Raw genomic sequence first — 18,123 nt, forward strand, 5'->3', positions numbered from 1 at the left:
GATAGGCGTCCAACACGGGAGGAACCATGCAACTCGACATGGCGGCCGACGAGCTGAAGTCCGTCCTCAACCGGTTGCGCCGGGCACAGGGGCAGATCGCCGGGGTCATCAGGATGATCGAGGAGGGCAGGGACTGCGAGGACGTCGTCACGCAACTGGCCGCCGCCTCCCGCGCGCTGGACCGGGCGGGGTTCTCCATCATCGCGACGGGGCTCGAACAGTGCCTGGCCGAAGAGGCACAGTCCCCCACCGACAAGGACCGGATGCGCGCCCGCCTGGAGAAACTGTTCCTCTCCCTGGCATGAGAGGCCGGCGCCGGCGGCCCCAGGGCAACGACTTTCGTCGTCGCCGGCCGCGACCAATGGCCACAGCGCCGCCCGGACGGATGGCCCTACCGTGACCGCGTGACTCATGTGGATTCCATGACCTCCCCAGCTCCGGCCCACATCCCACCGGCGGTGAGGCCATTTCGGGCCTTCCGGCCGACCGTGCCGGGGCGCGCTCTCTTCGCCGCCGGAATGTGGCCGGCCCGGCGCATCGTCGGCGAATCCCTGCTGAGCCTGGCGCTGGCCCTGCTTGCCGCAGGGGCAGGGCTCATGGAGGACCACGGTGCGGCGGCGGCCGTCGGCACCGGGGTGGGGGTGGCGCTGCTGTCACCCCTGCGCCGGGCGCTGCCCGCGACCGTACTGCTGGCGACCGCTGTCGGCAGCGCCGCGGTCAGCGGCTTCGCGCCGCTCATCCTCGTCGCGTCCTGGTCGGCCGGGCGGCGGATCGACGGACTCGGCAGGGCAGCCGGCGTCTTCACCCTTGCCTACACGATCTCCCTCGGCCTTTCGGTCCTGTGGGAGATGCCGCACTTCTCGCTGTCGCTCCTGGCCTTCGCCGGGCTGCTGCTGGTGGTCCCGATCCTCCTGCCGGGCCTCGCCGGCCGCTACTGGTCGCAGCGCCGGACACTCACCGAGACCCTCCACGAGTACAACGCCCAACTCCTGCGGGAGCGCGTGATGATCGCAGGGCACGCACGGATCCGGGAGCGGCAGCGCATCGCCCAGGACATGCACGACAGCCTCGGCCACCAGCTCGCGCTGATCGCGGTCCATACGGGCGCGCTGGAGGTGGACCGCGGCCTGACCGCACCGCAGCGGGAGGCTGTCGGTGTGCTGCGTGAGGCGTCGGTGGCCGCGATGCACGAACTGCGTGACGTGGTGGGCGTGCTGAGGGACGGGGCCGAGACACCCGGCCCTGGTGACACCGCCCGGGATGCCGCCACGCACGACGACGGCTCCGGGACCCAGGCACGCGGCGTGGCCGGCGTCGACAGCCTGGTGGACGCGTCCCGGAGAGCGGGTGCGGTCGTGGAGCTGCGGCGTTCGGGCGACGTACGCCCGCTCGCCCCGACCGCCGACCACGCGGCGTACCGCGTGGTCCAGGAAGGCCTGACCAACGCTCACAAGCACGCCCCCGGCGCCTCGATCGTCGTCGGGGTGCGCTACGAGCCGGATTCGCTGGTCGTGGAGGTCGCCAACGGCCCGGCGGCGGAGCCCGCGAGCAGCAGCGTGCCGAGCGGTCGCCAGGGGCTGACCGGGCTCGGGGAGCGCGCCCGGCTCGTCGGCGGCATGGTGCACGTGGGCCCCACGGCGGACGGTGGCTTCCGGCTGGCGGCCGTCCTGCCGTACACCTCGCCCGGCAGCGACTTCGCGAACCCGCCGCACGCCGAAGGCATGACGACGTTCGTCGCCCCCACGGACGACTTTCGGGCGCAGAACCCGGCGGGCCCCCCGGGTGACAGTGATCCGGTCATCGACCGGAACGGTCTCCCGAAGGAGTTGGCCAGGGTAATGAGCAGGACCAAGAGGGGCAACGGCATAGCGATCGGCTGCGGAGTGGCGGCCCTGATCGGCGTGGTCGTGGTGGCCGCGGTGGTCGTCGGCGGGATCCTCCTCATGCGCGAGGCGGACAAGGCCATGATCGAGCCGAAGCAGTACGAGGCCGTGAAGGTCGGCCAGTCCGAGGCGGAGGTCCGCGCGCAACTGCCGCGCGGGGACTCGTTCCTGAACAGCGCCGAGGTCAAGGACGCACCGCCCGAGCCCGAGGGCTCGACGTGCCTCACCCTCCTCTCCACGGAGTTCGGGAGCAGCTGGGACAAGGAGCCGGTGTACCGGTTCTGCTTCAGGGACGGCAAGCTGGTCGAGAAGCAGACCTTCGAGACCGCGACCTGAGGGGCTCGCCCCCTCGGCTTCCGGCGGGGCGGCCCGATCAGGGATGATGTGCGGATGCCCGCAGGTATGAGCGCTCAGGACCGTGCAGGAGAGTCGTGATCAGGGTTCTTGTGACGGACGACGAGCCGCTCATCCGGGCGGGCATCAGAATGATCCTCTCCTCGGCCGACGACATAGACGTCGTCGCGGAGGCGGCGAACGGCCGCGAGGCGGTCGAGCTGGCCCGGTCGCAGCGCGTGGACGTGGCGCTGCTCGACATCCAGATGCCGGTCATGGACGGCCTCACGGCCCTGGCCGAACTGCGCCGGTCCGTCCCCGAGGTGCGGGTGCTGATCCTGACGACGTTCGGGGAACGGCAGAACGTCCTGCGCGCCCTGACCGGAGGAAGCGCGGGCTTCCTGCTGAAGGACTCGGCGCCCGCGGAACTCATGCGGGCGGTGCGGGCGGCGGCGGCCGGAGAGGCGTACCTGTCGCCCGGCGCCACCCGGCACGTCGTGGACTCGCTGGCGTCCGGCGGGACCGCGGACCGTGCCGAACGGGCACGCCGCCGGCTGGAGAAGCTGACGGACCGCGAACGGGATGTCCTGACCCTGCTGGGTGAGGGTCTGTCCAACGCGGACGCCGGTCAGCGGATCCACATGAGCGAGGCCACGGTCAAGACCTACGTGAGCCGCATCCTCGCCAAGCTGGAGTGCGAGAACCGGGTCCAGGCGGCGCTGCTGGCCCGGGACGCCGGCCTCGGGACCTGACAGCGACGGACCGGCACCGCCCCCTCCGGAGTCCCGGGAACGGCTCAGGAGTCCCGGGAACGGCTCAGCGCGCCGGGAACGGCTCCCCGCACGCGCTGCAGAACTTCGGCGCCCGGTCCGCCGACAGACGGCCGCACTCCGGACACACGAGGTCCAGCATGCATGGGGCCTCGCCGCCCTCGTACGCGGGAGCGCGCACGGCAGGCTTGATCATGAGCCCGGGACGCCGGCGGTGCACCGTGAGGTACGTCAGCCCCTCCGGCCCCGACTCCAGGGCGCGGCGCGAGGTGCGGGGCAGCCAGGTGACGGTCGTCGGGGCGAGGTCCAGCGTGCGGCCGGCGCCCGTACGCAGACTGCCGGAGCCCGCGAGGACGACGAGGAGCACGTCCAGGACGTCCTCCTGATGCTCGCCGACCCCGGCGTTCGGCGGCAGATGGACGACGTTGGCGTCCAACTCCCGCCCCTGCTCGGCAAGATGCCAGAGGGCGCCGCGCTCGCCGGGGGCGGCTGAGGCGAGGAGCTCGTCCAGCACCGCCAGCACCTGCGGGGTGGCGTTCACGCCGCGGCCTCCTCGTCGTAGCGCTCGCGGGCCTCGTGGACCTGGTCGAAGTTGGTCTCCGCCCAGGTCTTCACGGCGGACAGGAGGCCACTCAGGCTGTGCCCGAGCTCCGTCAGCTCGTAGTCCACGCGCACCGGCACGGACGGCGTCACCGTCCGCGTGACGAGGCCGTCCCGCTCCAGGGTGCGCAGCGACTGGGTGAGCATCTTCTGGCTCACACCGGCGATCCTGCGGCCGAGGTCGCTGTAGCGCATGGGGCCCGCGCGCAGCGCGCTGACGATGAGGCTCACCCACTTGTCGCCGAGGCGGCCGAGCAGCTGGTTGGTCGGGCATTCCTTGAGGAAGGCGTCGTACGCGGAGCGGGCTTCCTCGCGGCGCTGGGCCGCGGTGCGGGTCGCCATGGGTCTTCTGCCTCCGGTCCTACCTGTGGGTGGCCAACGCACCTCGAAGTACGTACTTACCGAAAGAGAGTAACTCTTCCTAGGTTTGTGGGGCGGGACGAACCCGCACCCTTACCGAGGAGTGATCGATATGCGTGCTGTGGTGGTCAAGGCGTTCGGCGGGCCCGAGACGGTGGAGATCGTGGAGACCGCGGTGCCCGAGCCCGGCCCGGGCCAGGTCCGGATCAAGGTGGCGGCGTCCGCCGTCAACCCGGTGGACGCGGCGTACCGCGCGGGCGTCCTCGTCCCGTTGCCCGAGGGCGGGCTGCTGGGGCTCGGCTGGGATGTGGCGGGCACCGTGGACGCGGCGGGCGAGGGGACGCCCTTCACCACCGGGGCGGAGGTCATCGCCCTGGCGTACGGACCCGCTCCGCTCAAGGCCCAGGCGGAGTACGTGGTGGTGGACGCCTCGGCGGTCGCCCCCGCCCCCGCCTCCGTGGACGCGGTCCACGCGGCGACCGTGCCGCTGAACACCCTGACCGCCGCCCAGGCGCTGGACCTGCCGGGCCTGGCCCCCGGGTCCACACTGCTGGTCACGGGAGCGGCGGGTGCGGTCGGCGGGTACGCGGTGCAGCTGGCCCACCGGGACGGGATCACCGTCGTCGCGCTGGCCGGCGCTGACGACGAGGAACTCGTACGGTCCTTCGGCGCGGACCGCTTCGTGGAACGCGGTGCGGTGACCGGTCCGTTCGACGCCGTGCTGGACGCGGCCGTGATCGGCGCGGACGCGCTGGCGTACGTGAAGGACGGCGGGGACTACGTGGGCGTCATCCCGCAGGCGGGCCCCCCGAGCGTGCGCGGCATCCGCGTCCAGGTGGTCGAGGTGGCGGCCGACGGGGCCCGGCTCGCCGAGCTGGTGAAGCTGGTCGACCAGGGCGCCCTGACTCCCCGGGTGGCCCGTACGTATCCCCTGGAGCAGGCGGCCGACGCACACACCCGCCTCGCGGAGGGCGGGGTGCGGGGGCGGCTCGTCCTCGTACCGTGAAACCGGACGCCGGAGCCGTCAGGGGCTGACGGCTCCGGCGACGCGGAGCGGGCACCCGGTGCCCACACGGGCGTCGAGTTCGGCGCGCAGGGAGGCCAGTTCGGCCATGCGCGAGTCGATCAGCCGGATCTTCTCCTGCATCAGCGCGGACAGGGCGTCGGCGGGATCGGGGGCGTCGCGCAGCTCCTCGCCGTGCCGGGCGATCTCCGCCAGGGAGAAACCGAGCGTCTGCGCGGTGCGGACGTACAGCAGCCAGGGCACCGTCTCCGGCGGGAAGTCGCGGTAACCGCTGGGCAGCCGGCCGCTGGTGACGAGCCCGGTCCTCTCGTAGAACCGGATGGCGTCCCTCGACATGCCTGTCCGCGCGGCCAGTTCCCCGATCAGCATGGCCCTCCCCCGGGTTCTGCGCTTGACCTTGGACCGTACTCCACTGTCTAGCGTCGGGCACCGCATCCGCGAGACCCGATACGGAGCCCCTCATGACGCCCTTCTCCGCCCCCTCGTCCACCGCCTACGCCGGCGTCGTACGCGCGAGTGCCTGGTACGACCTCGTCGTCACGGCGGGATTCGCGACGCCGTGGACGTACGGCCTGCTGCACGGCGCGCTGTCGTCCGTGGGCGAGGCCCTCGGCCTGGGCGCGCTGCCCGCCCAGGACCCCACGCAGATCCTGTACGCGAATCTGATGGGCTCCGTCGTGGTCGTCTGGGCCGTCCTGCGCCTCGTCGGGCCGCTGCCGGTGCACGGACTGTATGACGGTGTCGCGCGCACCCTGTTCGCGGCCTGGCAGGCGTACGCACTCACCCACGGCGGCCCGCGGCTGCTGTGGCTGTTCCTCGTCGTCGAGATCGCGTTCGGTGCGGCCCAGCTGGTGCCGTGGCTGTCCGGCCGGCGCACCGGGACGACGGGAGGCCCGGCCGTCGCCGCCCGTCCCTGACCGGAAGCCCCTGGGTAGGGTGGGCGCGACAGCCCATCGTGAACCGGAACGAGGAACAGACGTGAGCGAGTCGGCGGCCATCGCCCTGCAGCAGGAGATCGCCCGCGAGCTCGAGGTCGCGGAGACCTTCGATGCCGAGAAGGAGATCGAACGTCGTGTGGCGTTCCTCGCCGAGCGGCTGACCTCCACCGGTCTGCGCTCCCTGGTGCTCGGCATCAGCGGTGGCGTGGACTCCACCACAGCCGGCCGGCTGTGCCAGCTCGCCGTCGAGCGGGCCCGGGCCGCGGGCCACGAGGCGCGGTTCTACGCGATGCGGCTCCCCTACGGCGTCCAGGCCGACGAGCACGACGCCCAGCTCGCGCTCTCCTTCATCCAGGCCGACCACGTGCTGACCGTGGACATCCGGCCCGCGACCGACGCCATGCAGGAGTCCCTGCTCACCGGCGACGTTGCCTTCCGCGACCCGCACCACCAGGACTTCGTGCTCGGCAACGTCAAGGCCCGGCAGCGGATGATCGCCCAGTACGCGGTGGCCGGAGCGCACAACGGCCTCGTCGTCGGCACGGACCACGCGGCCGAGGCGGTCTCCGGCTTCTTCACCAAGTTCGGGGACGGCGCCGCCGACCTGGTCCCGCTGACCGGACTCACCAAGCGCCGGGTGCGCGCGGTCGCGGATGCTCTCGGCGCACCCGCCGAGCTGGTCGGGAAGGTGCCCACGGCCGACCTGGAGACCCTCGCCCCGGGCAAGGCGGACGAGCACGCGCTCGGGGTCACCTACGACGCCATCGACGACTTCCTGGAGGGCAAGCCGGTGGACGAGCAGACCTTCGACACCATCGTCGGCCGCTACCGTCTCACCGACCACAAGCGCCGGCTGCCCATCGCCCCGTGACGCACGGGGGCGCCCCGTGCCGGTCGGCCAACTCGACGGGCGCCGGGGGTAATTGAGCGGCACGCGTGATGTCCCGGTCGGTATCCTGAGCGGATACGCCGATCTTGACGAACCCGCAGGGGGATCCACGCGTGTCCAGCCCCACACCGCCCCCGCCCCGGCCCTCCGGTCCCCCGATACCGCCTCCGCCCCCGCACCCTCCGGCCCCGCAGCCCGGGGGCCATCGGGTGCCGGTCATCGCCGCGGTGATCACGGCGGTGGCGACGATCGCCGCCGCGGTCATCGCGGCCGTGGCGTCCGGCGGGGATTCCCCCTCGGACGACCTGCGGGCCGGACCCGCCAGGACATCCGTGACGGCACCTGCCTCGGCCGAGGGGGCCGGCCCCTCCTCCGACCGGCCGGGCCCCCCGGTGCAGACTCTGCCGGCGACCGATCCCTCGACGCCGGACTCCCCGCCACGCGTGACCGTGACCCCCTACATGGCGGCCGTGAACGACACGGTGACGATCGAGGCCAGCGGCTTCGCGCCGGAGGAGCAGATCCGCATCAGTTTCCGGGACAGCGGGTCCGTCGAGAGCGAGGTGCGTAACGTCACCGCTGATCCCGACGGCCGGTTCGCCGTGGAGATACGCGTGCCCGCCGAGGTGGGTTCGGGCAGCGACACCCCCATGTTCCGCGTGTGGAGCCTGGACGACGTGGACTCGGAGAACACGGCCGACACCCCGTTCACCTACATCGAGTAGCACCCACCGACCGAGGGGAACCGCCGCAGTGGACAGGAAGCCCGACGAGAAGTACCCGCCGGCCGAGCCCTACGACCAGGGCATGCTGGACGTCGGCGACGGCAACCTCGTCCACTGGGAGGTCTGCGGCAACCCCGCGGGGAAGCCCGCCCTCGTCGTCCACGGCGGGCCGGGCTCGGGGTGCGGCACCCGGCCCCGGCAGTACTTCGACCCGGACCTCTACCGCGTGGTGCTCTTCGACCAGCGCAACTGCGGTCGCTCCACCCCGCACGCGAGCGACCCCGACGTCGACCTGCGGCACAACACGACGGCGCATCTGATCGCCGACATGGAGCTCCTGCGCGAGCACCTCGGCATCGGGAAGTGGCTGCTGTACGGGGGCTCCTGGGGCTCCACGCTGATCCTCGCGTACGCCGAACAGCACCCCGAGCGGGTCTCGGAGATCGTGATCTCCGCCGTGACGACGACCCGGCGGAGCGAGATCGACTGGCTGTACCGGGGCGCCGGGCAGATCTTCCCCGAGGCGTGGGACCTGTTCCGGGCGGGTGTCCCGGAGGCCGAGGGCCCCGGGGACCTCGTCGCCGCGTACGCGCGTCGGACGGAGAGCCCCGATCCGGAGGTGCGGGCGCAGGCGACGGCCGACTGGTGCGCCTGGGAGGACGCGGTGCTGTCCATGGAGGCGTACACCGGTCCGCCGCCGTACAGCGGGCGGCCCGGCCGCGACCGGCTGGCGTTCGTACGGATCTGTGCGCACTACTTCGCGCAGGCCGCGTGGCTTGAGGAGGGACAGCTGATCCGTGACGCCGGCCGCCTCGCGGGCATCCCCGGCGTCCTGGTGCACGGCCGCTTCGACCTGGGCGGCCCGCTGATCACGGCCTGGGAGCTGGCCAGGGCCTGGCCGGACGCCGAGCTGACGGTGATCGACGGCGCGGGCCACCTTGGCGGCCCGGCGACCTCCCGGGCGGTGCTGGCCGCCCTGGACCGGTTCGCGCGGCGCGCCTGAGATCACGCTTGCTTCGAGCGCGCTCGAAGGAGTTGGCTTGGGGCCCATGAAGTACACGCAGCTCGGACGCACCGGACTCAAGGTCAGCCGCCTCGTACTGGGGACGATGAACTTCGGCCCCCAGACCAACGAGAGCGACAGCCACGCGCTCATGGACGCCGCCCTGGAGGCGGGCGTCAACTTCTTCGACACCGCGAACGTCTACGGCTGGGGTGAGAACAAGGGCCGCACCGAGGAGATCCTCGGCACCTGGTTCGCACAGGGCGGCGAACGCCGCGACAAGGTCGTCCTCGCCACCAAGGTCTACGGCAACATGGGGGCCGACGGCGAGGCCTGGCCCAACCACGACAAGCTGTCGGCCCTCAACATCCGCCGGGCCGTCGACGCCAGCCTCAGGCGTCTGCAGACGGACCACATCGACCTGTACCAGTTCCACCACGTCGACCGGGACACCCCCATCGACGAGATCTGGCAGGCCATCGACGTACTGATCCAGCAGGGCAAGATCCTCTACGCGGGATCGTCCAACTTCTCGGGCTACAAGATCGCCCAGGCCAACGAGCGGGCCGCCCGTCGGGGCAGCTACGGGCTGGTCAGCGAGCAGTGCATCTACAACCTGATGGAGCGCGGGGCCGAGATGGAGGTCATCCCGGCCGCCCAGGAGTACGGCCTCGGCGTCATCCCGTGGTCCCCGCTGCACGGCGGGCTGCTCGGCGGCGCGATCCGCAAGGAGCGCGAGGGCAGCGGCGCCCGGTCCACCTCCGGCCGGTCCGGTGACGCGCTGGCCGACCCGAAGGTGCGGGCCCAGATCCAGGCGTACGAGGACCTGCTGGAGAAGCACGGCCTGGAGCCCGGCGAGGCCGGTCTGGCCTGGCTGCTCACCCGGCCCGGCGTCACGGGCCCGATCTCCGGCCCGCGCACGCGGGAGCAGCTCGACTCGGCGCTGCGCGCGGTGGAGCTGGAGCTCTCGGACGAGGTGCTGTCGGCCCTGGACGAGATCTTCCCGGGCCCGGGCCCGTCGCCGGAGAACTTCGCCTGGTAGGGACGATGTCGGTGTGCGGCCGTCCGCGTGGGCTCAGCCCCCGAGGGCGGCCGCCGCCGCGACGAGGACGAACATCAGCACGAGCACGGCCGCCATGATGCGGTTTCTGGTCTTCGGATCCACCCGACGAGCGTAACCGGCCCGCTCACCGGCCCAGCGGCCAGGCCTGCACCACCTCATACCTCGGCTGCTCCCCCGGCACCCCGTCCACCGGCAGATTGCTGCGTACGAGACTGAGCTCCCCGGCCTCCCAGTGCATGCCCTCGAAGCCCTCCAGCGCCGCCGCGTACGGCGTCAGGTCGGCATGGACCCGGCTGCGGGCGAGGGTGAGGTGCGCGGTGTAGCGGCGGTGCTCCTCCATCGGGACCCCGGCCTTGCGCGCGGCGGCATGGGCGCGCTGTGCCAGCAGCCGCAGCGTGCCGAGGTCGCCCGCCGCCCCCGCCCACAGCGCCCGCCCGTCGAACCGGCCGCCGCCGTGGATCCGGAGCGGAAAGGGACCGGTCCGGTGCGCGGCCCTCTCCAGCCGGGTGTACAGCTCGGGCAGCAGCTCCTCGTCGACGTTGCCGAGGAAGGCCAGCGTGTAGTGCCAGCCCGCACGCGCGGTCCAGCGGAGATTCACCGCCCCGGGCAGACCGTGCAGCGGGGCGACGGCCCCGGCCAGCTCGTCGGCGGCGGGCTCCGGCGGCAGGACGGCGGCGAAGAGTCTCTGGCTGCTCATGCGGCGAGTGTCCCAGCGTCCCGACGTGTCCGGGGGGCCGGGCCTGTCGTTGTACTACGCGGCTGCCAAGGACGACGATTACCGGAACGTGCTCAGCCTCGATTTCGGCACTCCGGTCGACCTCACCGGGACCGTCGTGGGCCTCACGGTGGAGACGGGCGACTTCCCCCGCGACTGAAACGAAACGCTGCCCCCTCCGGCGAGGAGAGGACAGCGTACGCAGGACGGCTCAGGCAGCCGTCGCCAGCTGGTCGCGCGGGACGAACCGCACGTGCGGGCGGCCCGGGCGCAGGTCGACCTTGAGGCGCAGGCCGCCGACGCGGGTCAGGGCGAAGCCGACGCCCAGCGCTGCCAGCATCGAGATCGCCCCGCCGGCCGCCATGCCGGTCCGGGCGCCGTAGACGTCGCTGATCCAGCCGACGATCGGGGCACCCACGGGCGTACCCCCGGCGAAGACCATCATGTAGAGGCTCATCACCCGGCCCCGCATCTCGGGGTCCGAGGCCATCTGGACGCTCGTGTTGGCGCTGATGTTGGTCGTCAGGCCGATCATGCCGATCGGGACGAGAAGCAGCGAGAACAGCCAGACGGACGGCGAGAGCGACGCTGCGATCTCCAGGCCACCGAACAGCGTGCCCGCGGCCACCAGCATCCGCAGCCGCGAGGAGCGGCGGCGGGCGGCGAGCAGGGCACCGGCGAGGGAGCCGGCCGCCATGAGGATGTTGAAGAACGAGTACATCCCGGCGCCGCCGTGGAAGATCTCGTCCGCGAAGGCGGTCAGCCAGATCGGGAAGTTGAAGCCGAAGGTGCCGACGAAGCCGACCAGCACGATCGGCCAGATCAGCTCGGGTCTGCCCGACACATAGCGCAGTCCTTCGCGCAGCTGGCCCTTGGCGCGCTTGATCGTCACGGACGCGTGGAGCTCGCTCGTACGCATCATGAGGAGGCAGACGAGCGGGGCGATGAACGACAGCCCGTTGAGCATGAAGGCCCAGCCGCTGCCGACCGTCGTGATCAGGACACCCGCGACGGCGGGGCCGATGAGCCGGGCGGACTGGAAGTTCGCCGAGTTCAGGCTGACCGCGTTGCGCAGCTGCGCGGGGCCGACCATCTCGGAGACGAACGACTGACGCGCCGGGTTGTCGACGACGGTCACCATGCCGAGCAGGAAGGCGATCAGGTAGACGTGCCAGACCTGGACGACGCCGGAGAGGGTCAGGGCGGCGAGTGCGATGCCGCACAGGCCGAGCGCTGCCTGGCTGATGAGGAGCAGACGCCGCTTCGGGAGCCGGTCGGCGATGACGCCGCCGTACAGGCCGAAGAGCAGCATCGGAAGGAACTGGAGGGCCGTGGTGATACCGACGGCGGCGGCGGACCCGGTGAGGCTCAGGACGAGCCAGTCCTGCGTGATGCGGGACATCCAGGTACCGGTGTTGGAGATCACGGCGCCCGTGGCGAACAGGCGGTAGTTGCGGATCTTCAGCGACGAGAAGGTCCCGCCGGTCTTGCTCTCGTGGGTGGAAGTCGGTGCGGGGGCGGAGTCTGCTCCGGATCCCGTACTCAAAAGAGTTCGCCTCCTCGGACGTATACGGCGTTCTTACTGACGGGGACGTGACTGCGGGCGCTACGGGCTGCTTGCTGCGGGCCCGTGCGCCCGTCGGGGTCAGAGGTGGGCGAGCTTCTCCAGCACGGGCGCGGCGGCCCGCAGCTTCTCCCACTCGTCCTCGTCCAGGCCCTCGGCGAGGTCGGCCAGCCAGGCGTTCCGCTTGGAGCGGCTCTCGGCGAGCATGGCTTCCGCCTGCTCGGTCCGGCTGACCATCTTCTGCCGACGGTCATCGGGGTGCGGTTCCAGTCTGACCAGGCCCTTGGCTTCCAGCAGCGCGACGATGCGGGTCATCGACGGCGGCTGCACGTGCTCCTTGCGGGCCAGCTCACCGGGAGTGGCGGAACCGCAACGGGCGAGTGTGCCGAGCACCGACATCTCGGTCGGGCTCAGCGACTCGTCGACACGCTGGTGCTTGAGGCGCCGGCCCAGCAGCATCACGGCGGAGCGAAGGGAGCTCACGGCGGCGGCACTGTCACCGTCGTGGATCAGGTCAGGCATGTTCCTTAGCGTAACTCATTAGCTATGCTAAATACCAGCTGGTGGTACACGCGCGAGAAACTGATCACCCGAACGAGTGAGTATGAGGCGGAAAGAGCCGCGAAAGGGCCATGTGTGCCGCGACCCTGCTTGGCATGGGATCGACAGTGCTCAGCCTGCGCATAGACGGTGAGCTGCTCGACCGGCTCCGCCGCCACGCCGCCAGACGCGGCATGACCGTCCAGGACTACGTGGTCCAGACGCTCGTCCGTGACGATTTCGACGAGCGTTTCCACGCCGCCGTCGACGAGACGGAAAAGTTCTACGGGGCGGAGCCCCGTCACGCGGACCCGGCCGACCGGGTCACATGACGGAGATCCGCCCCGTAGGGGTGGAGACGTACGCGCTTACGTGAGGCCGAGCGCCGGCATCGCGTAGTAGAAGACGAAGACCGCGGACACCACGTACATGGCCGCCGGGACCTCGCGGCCGCGGCCGGCCGCCAGGCGCATCGCGCTGAAGGCGATGCAGCCGATGCCGATGCCGTTGGTGATCGAGTACGTGAGCGGCATCATCAGCATGGCCAGGAAGGCCGGGATGGCGAGCGTGAAGTCGCTCCAGTCGACGTCCCGCACATTGCCCGCGAGGATCAGGAACCCGACCGCGATCAGTGCCGGGGTGGCCGCCTGCGAGGGGACCATCGTCGCCAGCGGCGTCAGGAACAGCGCCACCGTGAAGAGCAGCCCGCTCACCACGCTCGCGAGCCCCGTACGGGCGCCCTCGCCGACGCCCGCCGTGGACTCCACGAAGCAGGTCGAGGCCGAGGAGGAGCTGATGCCACCCGCGGCGACGGCGACACCGTCGACGAGCAGGACCCTGTTGATGCCCGGGAAGTTGCCGTCCTTGTCCATCAGCTTGGCCTCGTCGCCGACGCCGAGGATCGTGCCCATCGCGTCGAAGAAGCAGGACAGCAGCACGGTGAAGACGAAGAGGATGCCGGTCAGCAGACCGACCTTCCCGAAGCCGCCGAACAGGCTGACCTCGCCGATCAGCCCGAAGTCCGGGGACGACACCGGATTCCCGGGCCACGCCGGGACGGTCAGACCCCAGGCGTCGGCCGGCAGGTCCGCGACGGCGTCGATGACCAGCGCGACGACCGTCATGGCGACGATGGAGAGGAGGATCGCGCCGGGCACCTTGCGGACGATCAGCGCGAGGGTCAGCAGCGTGCCGAGGATGAAGACCAGGACCGGCCAGCCGTTGAGGTGGCCGTCACTGCCGAGCTGCAGCGGCACCGTGGTGTGCGCCGCGTCCGGGATGCGGGAGACGAAGCCCGAGTCGACCAGGCCGACGAGCAGCACGAAGAGGCCGATGCCGATCGCGATGCCCTTGCGGAGCGAGCGCGGCACGGCGTTCATCACGCGCTCACGCAGCCCGGTCGCGACCAGCAGCATCACGACGATGCCCGCGAGGACGACCATGCCCATCGCGTCCGCCCAGCTCATCCGGGGTGCGAGCTGGAGGGCGACGACGGTGTTGACGCCGAGACCGGCGGCGAGCGCGATCGGCACATTGCCGATGACACCCATCAGGAGCGTGGAGAACGCGGCCGCCAGCACGGTGGCCGTGACGAGCTGGCCACCGTCGAGCTGGTGCCCGTACATGTCCTTCGCGCTGCCGAGGATGATCGGGTTGAGCACGATGATGTACGCCATCGCGAAGAACGTGGCGAAGCCACCACGGATCTCGCGCGCGACCGTCGACCCCCGCTCGGAGATCTTGAAGTAACGATCAAGGACGCCGTGAGGCTGCTGCGGCATCGGAGGCTGATCGACCGGAGCGGTGGCCGAGGAGGACATGTATGACCTTCAGTCGTGCATCGAGGGGATGAAAACAGTCAGATTTGGATGTTCACACGAATAATTCGAGTCATCCACAAGCAGATTCAGTATGAATACATAAGCGAAAGATCGCTATCTCCGCGCGTAGATACTTGGGCCGTCTGGCCCGCAGCACCCCGGCTAGACTGACCGCATGGAGAAGTGGACACCGAAGCACGAGGCACCCGAGCCCCTGGAGGGACCCGTCGTCGCCACCATCACCGGCGGCACGATCCTCTGGTTCGTCCTCTTCCTCGTGCAGGTCCCCTTCTACGGCTGGTTCGACGACCGCGGTCACGCCTGGTGGATCTGGGTCTGCCTGGCCGGCGCCGGACTGGGCCTGATCGGCATCTGGTACGTCCGGGGGCGCGACGCCGCGCTCAAGCGTGCCGCGGCGCAGGCCGCCGCCGAGGAGTCCACGCCCGGCACCGCGCGCCACTGACGCCCGGCACCCGCCGCTCGTCGGCGGCGTACGACCGTGGGACCATTCCGCTCCTCCCCCGGTCGGATCTTCCGGCGCCCGGGGGGTGAAGCGTCCCGTCCGCCCGTACGGTCGGAATCATGACGCAGCGGGCAATCGACTCCTCCGGTGAGCAGCCGGACCCCGTACAGACATCTCCCGCGCCCGCGCCGCCGGGCGGGCTGAGCACCGCCGAGGTCGCCGAACGGGTCGCCCGGGGCGAGGTCAACGACGTACCGGTCCGCTCGTCCCGGTCCGTGACCGAGATCGTCCGCGCGAACGTCCTCACCCGGTTCAATCTGATCATCGGCGTGCTCTGGGTGATCATGCTGTTCGTCGCGCCGATCCAGGACAGCCTCTTCGGCTTCGTGATCATCGCGAACACCGGGATCGGCATCGTCCAGGAATGGCGCGCCAAGAAGACCCTGGACAGCCTCGCGGTGATCGGCGAGGCGAAACCGACGGTGCGGCGCGACGGAACCTCCGCCGAGGTGTCCGTGTCCGAGATCGTCCTCGGCGATCTGGTGGAGCTGGGCCCCGGGGACAAGGCCGTCGTCGACGGAGTGGTCGCCGAGGCCGACAGTCTGGAGATCGACGAGTCGCTCCTGACCGGCGAGGCCGACCCCGTGATCAAGCGGCCCGGCGACCCGGTGATGTCCGGCAGCTTCGTCGTCGCCGGCGGCGGGGCGTTCACCGCGACCAAGGTCGGCCGCGAGGCCTACGCCGCGCAGCTCGCCGAGGAGGCCTCCCGCTTCACCCTCGTCCAGTCCGAGCTGCGCAGCGGGATCAGCACGATCCTCAAGTACGTGACGTGGATGATGGTCCCGACGGCGATCGGCCTGATCATCAGCCAGCTGGTCGTCAAGGACAACAACTTCAAGGACTCGGTCGCCCGCACGGTCGGCGGCATCGTCCCGATGATCCCCGAGGGCCTGGTCCTGCTCACCTCGGTCGCCTTCGCGATCGGAGTCATCCGGCTCGGCCGCAAGCAGTGTCTCGTGCAGGAACTGCCCGCCATCGAGGGCCTGGCCCGGGTCGACGTCGTCTGCCTGGACAAGACCGGCACCCTCACCGAGGGCGGCATGGACGTCACCGAGGTCCGCCCGCTGAACGGCTCCGACGAGGACTACGTACGCCGCGTCCTGGGCGCCCTCGGCGCCTCCGACCCACGGCCCAACGCCAGCCTCCAGGCCATCATCGACGCCTACCCGGACGGCGAGGGATGGGGCGTCACGCAGACCATGCCCTTCTCCTCGGCCCGCAAGTACAGCGGCGCCGCCTTCAGCGAGAGCGACGGCGACGCGTCCGCCTGGCTCCTCGGCGCCCCCGACGTACTGCTGGCCGCCGACGACCCCGCCCTCACCGAGACCGGGCACCTCAACGAACAGGGCCTGCGCGTCCTGCTCCTCGCCCGGGTCCGGGGCGAGCTGGACGCCCCGGACGCCGCCTCCGGGGCCGTACCCACCGCCCTCGTCGTCCTGGACCAGCGGCTGCGCCCCGACGCCGGGGAGACGCTGGCCTACTTCGACGACCAGAACGTCTCCGCGAAGGTCATCTCCGGCGACAACGCCGTCTCGGTCGGCGCGGTGGCCCAGAAGCTGGGGATGCCGGGTGCCGAGCACGCCCTGGACGCCCGCCGGCTGCCCGAGGACCGTGACGACATGGCGACGGAGATCGAGCGGAACGCGGTCTTCGGCAGGGTCACCCCGCAGCAGAAGCGCGACATGGTCGCGGCCCTCCAGTCACGCGGGCACACCGTCGCGATGACCGGCGACGGCGTCAACGACGTGCTCGCGCTGAAGGACGCCGACATCGGGGTCTCGATGGGCTCGGGCTCCGAGGCGACCCGCGCGGTGGCCCAGATCGTGCTGCTGAACAACAGCTTCGCGACGCTGCCGTCGGTCGTGGCCGAGGGCCGCCGGGTCATCGGCAACATCACCCGGGTCGCCACCCTGTTCCTGACGAAGACCGTCTACTCGGTGCTGCTGGCGATCCTGGTGGTCTGCTTCCAGGTGGAGTACCCGTTCCTGCCGCGCCATCTCACGCTGCTGTCCACACTGACGATCGGCGTCCCGGCGTTCTTCCTGGCGCTCGCCCCCAACAAGGAGCGCGCCCGGCCGCACTTCGTACGCCGCGTCATGCGGTACGCGATCCCGTCCGGAGTCATCGCGGCGGCGGCCACCTTCGCCACGTATCTGGTCGCCAGGCACGCCTATTCCGGTCCGGGCGCGCTCGACGCGGAGACGAGCGCTGCGACCCTCACCCTGTTCCTGGTCTCGATGTGGGTCCTGGTGATCATCGCCCGCCCCTACACGTGGTGGCGGGTGGCCCTGGTGGCGACGATGGGCCTGTGCTTCCTCATCGTGCTCGCGGTGCCCTGGCTCCAGGACTTCTTCGCGCTGAAGCTGGTGGGGGTCTCGATGCCATGGACGGCGGTGGGCATCGCGGTGGTCGCGGCGGCCGTCTTGGAACTGGCCTGGAGGCTGGTCGGCCGCCGCTTCCCCACGTAGATCCGCGAGGGGTTTCGCCCTCGGTTACTTCACGTCGACGAAGTCGCCCGCGGCCGTGACGGTCGGGGTGGTGGACGTACCGGCGAAGCTGTAGCGCCAGTAGCCGTCGACCGACGCCTTGACCGTGGTCTTCAGCACGCCGGTGCTGTTCGACTTGATGGTCTTGACGGTGGTGTAGGTGCTGCTGTTCTTCTTGCGGAACTGCAGCTTGACCGACTGACCAGTGTACCCCTTGTAGGTGCCGGTCTCCCAGTTGGCGCGCGACAGCTTGCCGGTGACCGTGATGGTCTTGCCCTTCTTGACGGGCTCCGGCGCGGCGTTGACGGTGACCTTGGAGAGGCGCTGCAGCTTCGTCTTGCCGAAGGTGTCGTTCTGGACGATCTGGCCGTCCTTGCTGAGCACCGCGGCGCCGACGTGCCAGCTGGTCGCGTCGGAGTTGATCAGCCACGCCGGGTCGACGGTGACCGTCAGCGTGCAGGTGGACGTGGTGGCGTTGGCCGCCTTGCACTTGGCGGCGTCCTCGTTCTGCCCGAAGCCGAAGCTGTCCTCGGACTCGATGTCGCTACCGATCCACACGTAGGTGGACGCGTCGGCGATGCCCGAGTCGTCCGTCGCCGTGATGGCGACGGTGACCTTCTTCGGTGCGGTGGTGCCCACCACGATGGCCTTGCCACCGTTCACCACGGTCTTGGTGATCTTGAGGTCGTCGACAGCGGTGACCGAACGGGCGGCCATACGCCCGGTGGAGTGCTCCGGGGCGGAGAGCTCGAAGTCGGGCGTCCAGGTGCGGCCGTCGTCGGCCGTCGCCGCCGGGACGCCGAAAGCCGACAGGGCCAGGGCGCCGGAGACGACGGCAACAGTGGCACGAATACGCATGTGTTTCCCCGTGGAGAAGGGGGCCCGTG

The 18,123-nt window shown here is 70.8% G+C and carries 21 protein-coding genes; 13 read left to right on the forward strand and 8 right to left on the reverse strand.

From position 1 onward, the window contains the following. The first annotated feature begins 26 nt into the window (after positions 1–26). The 3 genes from ACFWFI_RS02055 (at position 27) to ACFWFI_RS02065 (ending at position 2,968) form a co-directional block, all read left to right on the forward strand. The gene (locus ACFWFI_RS02055; protein ID WP_387384389.1) at positions 27–305 is read left to right on the forward strand and encodes a metal-sensitive transcriptional regulator; all 279 of its coding nucleotides are present in this window, start codon (positions 27–29) and stop codon (positions 303–305) included. A 213-nt stretch (positions 306–518) separates the two neighbouring features. Beyond that, complete coding sequence (locus tag ACFWFI_RS02060; RefSeq protein ID WP_387384456.1) at positions 519–2,219, forward strand: sensor histidine kinase; 1,701 nt, start codon at positions 519–521, stop codon at positions 2,217–2,219. Positions 2,220–2,314: 95 nt separating this feature from the next. Then, on the forward strand, positions 2,315–2,968 hold the full coding sequence (locus ACFWFI_RS02065; RefSeq protein WP_387384391.1) for a response regulator transcription factor: 654 nt from the start codon (positions 2,315–2,317) through the stop codon (positions 2,966–2,968). Positions 2,969–3,032: 64 nt separating this feature from the next. Here the strand turns inward: ACFWFI_RS02065 and ACFWFI_RS02070 are convergent, their stop codons facing one another. Then, a complete protein-coding gene (locus ACFWFI_RS02070) occupies positions 3,033–3,527 on the reverse strand; it encodes a hypothetical protein (protein ID WP_387384393.1) in 495 nt (164 codons plus the stop codon). Next, the gene (locus ACFWFI_RS02075; RefSeq protein WP_387384395.1) at positions 3,524–3,928 is read right to left on the reverse strand and encodes a winged helix-turn-helix transcriptional regulator; all 405 of its coding nucleotides are present in this window, start codon (positions 3,926–3,928) and stop codon (positions 3,524–3,526) included. Before ACFWFI_RS02075 ends, ACFWFI_RS02070 begins: the two co-directional genes overlap by 4 nt. A 130-nt stretch (positions 3,929–4,058) precedes the next feature. On the opposite strand from ACFWFI_RS02075, the gene ACFWFI_RS02080 reads away from it, so the two are divergent. After that, positions 4,059–4,952: an NADP-dependent oxidoreductase gene (locus tag ACFWFI_RS02080; protein WP_387384397.1), complete on the forward strand. Its 894-nt coding sequence runs from the start codon at positions 4,059–4,061 to the stop codon at positions 4,950–4,952. Between the two features lie 18 nt (positions 4,953–4,970). Here the strand turns inward: ACFWFI_RS02080 and ACFWFI_RS02085 are convergent, their stop codons facing one another. Then, entirely contained in the window at positions 4,971–5,339 is a 369-nt protein-coding gene (locus ACFWFI_RS02085; RefSeq protein ID WP_387384399.1) for a MerR family transcriptional regulator, read from the reverse strand. Between the two features lie 92 nt (positions 5,340–5,431). On the opposite strand from ACFWFI_RS02085, the gene ACFWFI_RS02090 reads away from it, so the two are divergent. From ACFWFI_RS02090 to ACFWFI_RS02110, 5 genes are all read left to right on the forward strand, one after another. After that, on the forward strand, positions 5,432–5,887 hold the full coding sequence (locus tag ACFWFI_RS02090) for a hypothetical protein (RefSeq protein ID WP_387384401.1): 456 nt from the start codon (positions 5,432–5,434) through the stop codon (positions 5,885–5,887). 61 nt (positions 5,888–5,948) lie between these two features. Beyond that, positions 5,949–6,779 (forward strand): ammonia-dependent NAD(+) synthetase, encoded by an 831-nt coding sequence (gene nadE / locus ACFWFI_RS02095; protein ID WP_387384403.1) that lies wholly within the window; start codon positions 5,949–5,951, stop codon positions 6,777–6,779. A gap of 227 nt (positions 6,780–7,006) precedes the next feature. Continuing rightward, positions 7,007–7,522, forward strand: a complete 516-nt coding sequence (locus ACFWFI_RS02100) for a hypothetical protein (protein ID WP_387384405.1) — start codon at positions 7,007–7,009, stop codon at positions 7,520–7,522. Positions 7,523–7,550: 28 nt separating this feature from the next. After that, positions 7,551–8,525, forward strand: coding sequence for a prolyl aminopeptidase (gene pip, locus ACFWFI_RS02105; RefSeq protein ID WP_387384407.1), 975 nt, complete (start codon positions 7,551–7,553; stop codon positions 8,523–8,525). Positions 8,526–8,571: 46 nt separating this feature from the next. Beyond that, positions 8,572–9,567: an aldo/keto reductase gene (locus tag ACFWFI_RS02110; RefSeq protein WP_387384409.1), complete on the forward strand. Its 996-nt coding sequence runs from the start codon at positions 8,572–8,574 to the stop codon at positions 9,565–9,567. A 145-nt stretch (positions 9,568–9,712) separates the two neighbouring features. Here ACFWFI_RS02110 and thpR read toward each other — a convergent pair whose 3' ends face one another. Then, the gene (thpR, locus tag ACFWFI_RS02115) at positions 9,713–10,285 is read right to left on the reverse strand and encodes an RNA 2',3'-cyclic phosphodiesterase (RefSeq protein WP_387384411.1); all 573 of its coding nucleotides are present in this window, start codon (positions 10,283–10,285) and stop codon (positions 9,713–9,715) included. Between the two features lie 25 nt (positions 10,286–10,310). Between thpR and ACFWFI_RS02120 the strand changes: the two genes are divergently transcribed. Continuing rightward, positions 10,311–10,463 (forward strand): hypothetical protein, encoded by a 153-nt coding sequence (locus ACFWFI_RS02120; protein ID WP_387384413.1) that lies wholly within the window; start codon positions 10,311–10,313, stop codon positions 10,461–10,463. 51 nt (positions 10,464–10,514) lie between these two features. On the opposite strand, the gene ACFWFI_RS02125 is transcribed toward ACFWFI_RS02120, so the two are convergent. Both ACFWFI_RS02125 and ACFWFI_RS02130 read right to left on the reverse strand, forming a co-directional pair. After that, on the reverse strand, positions 10,515–11,849 hold the full coding sequence (locus ACFWFI_RS02125) for an MFS transporter (RefSeq protein WP_387384415.1): 1,335 nt from the start codon (positions 11,847–11,849) through the stop codon (positions 10,515–10,517). Positions 11,850–11,948: 99 nt separating this feature from the next. Then, positions 11,949–12,389: a MarR family winged helix-turn-helix transcriptional regulator gene (locus ACFWFI_RS02130; RefSeq protein WP_361890453.1), complete on the reverse strand. Its 441-nt coding sequence runs from the start codon at positions 12,387–12,389 to the stop codon at positions 11,949–11,951. A gap of 134 nt (positions 12,390–12,523) precedes the next feature. On the opposite strand from ACFWFI_RS02130, the gene ACFWFI_RS02135 reads away from it, so the two are divergent. Beyond that, positions 12,524–12,739: a hypothetical protein gene (locus ACFWFI_RS02135; protein WP_387384417.1), complete on the forward strand. Its 216-nt coding sequence runs from the start codon at positions 12,524–12,526 to the stop codon at positions 12,737–12,739. Between the two features lie 36 nt (positions 12,740–12,775). Here the strand turns inward: ACFWFI_RS02135 and ACFWFI_RS02140 are convergent, their stop codons facing one another. Beyond that, positions 12,776–14,227: an NCS2 family permease gene (locus tag ACFWFI_RS02140; RefSeq protein ID WP_387384419.1), complete on the reverse strand. Its 1,452-nt coding sequence runs from the start codon at positions 14,225–14,227 to the stop codon at positions 12,776–12,778. A 175-nt stretch (positions 14,228–14,402) separates the two neighbouring features. Between ACFWFI_RS02140 and ACFWFI_RS02145 the strand changes: the two genes are divergently transcribed. After that, entirely contained in the window at positions 14,403–14,690 is a 288-nt protein-coding gene (locus tag ACFWFI_RS02145) for a DUF2530 domain-containing protein (protein WP_387384421.1), read from the forward strand. Positions 14,691–14,809: 119 nt separating this feature from the next. Next, a complete protein-coding gene (locus tag ACFWFI_RS02150) occupies positions 14,810–17,218 on the forward strand; it encodes an HAD-IC family P-type ATPase (protein ID WP_387384423.1) in 2,409 nt (802 codons plus the stop codon). 24 nt (positions 17,219–17,242) lie between these two features. Here ACFWFI_RS02150 and ACFWFI_RS02155 read toward each other — a convergent pair whose 3' ends face one another. After that, the gene (locus ACFWFI_RS02155; RefSeq protein ID WP_387384425.1) at positions 17,243–18,094 is read right to left on the reverse strand and encodes a DUF5707 domain-containing protein; all 852 of its coding nucleotides are present in this window, start codon (positions 18,092–18,094) and stop codon (positions 17,243–17,245) included. Positions 18,095–18,123 lie beyond the last annotated feature (29 nt).

Origin of the sequence: Streptomyces sp. NPDC060209 (genome assembly GCF_042728155.1) — a bacterium.
In the GTDB taxonomy this organism is placed as follows: Bacteria; Actinomycetota; Actinomycetes; order Streptomycetales; family Streptomycetaceae; genus Streptomyces.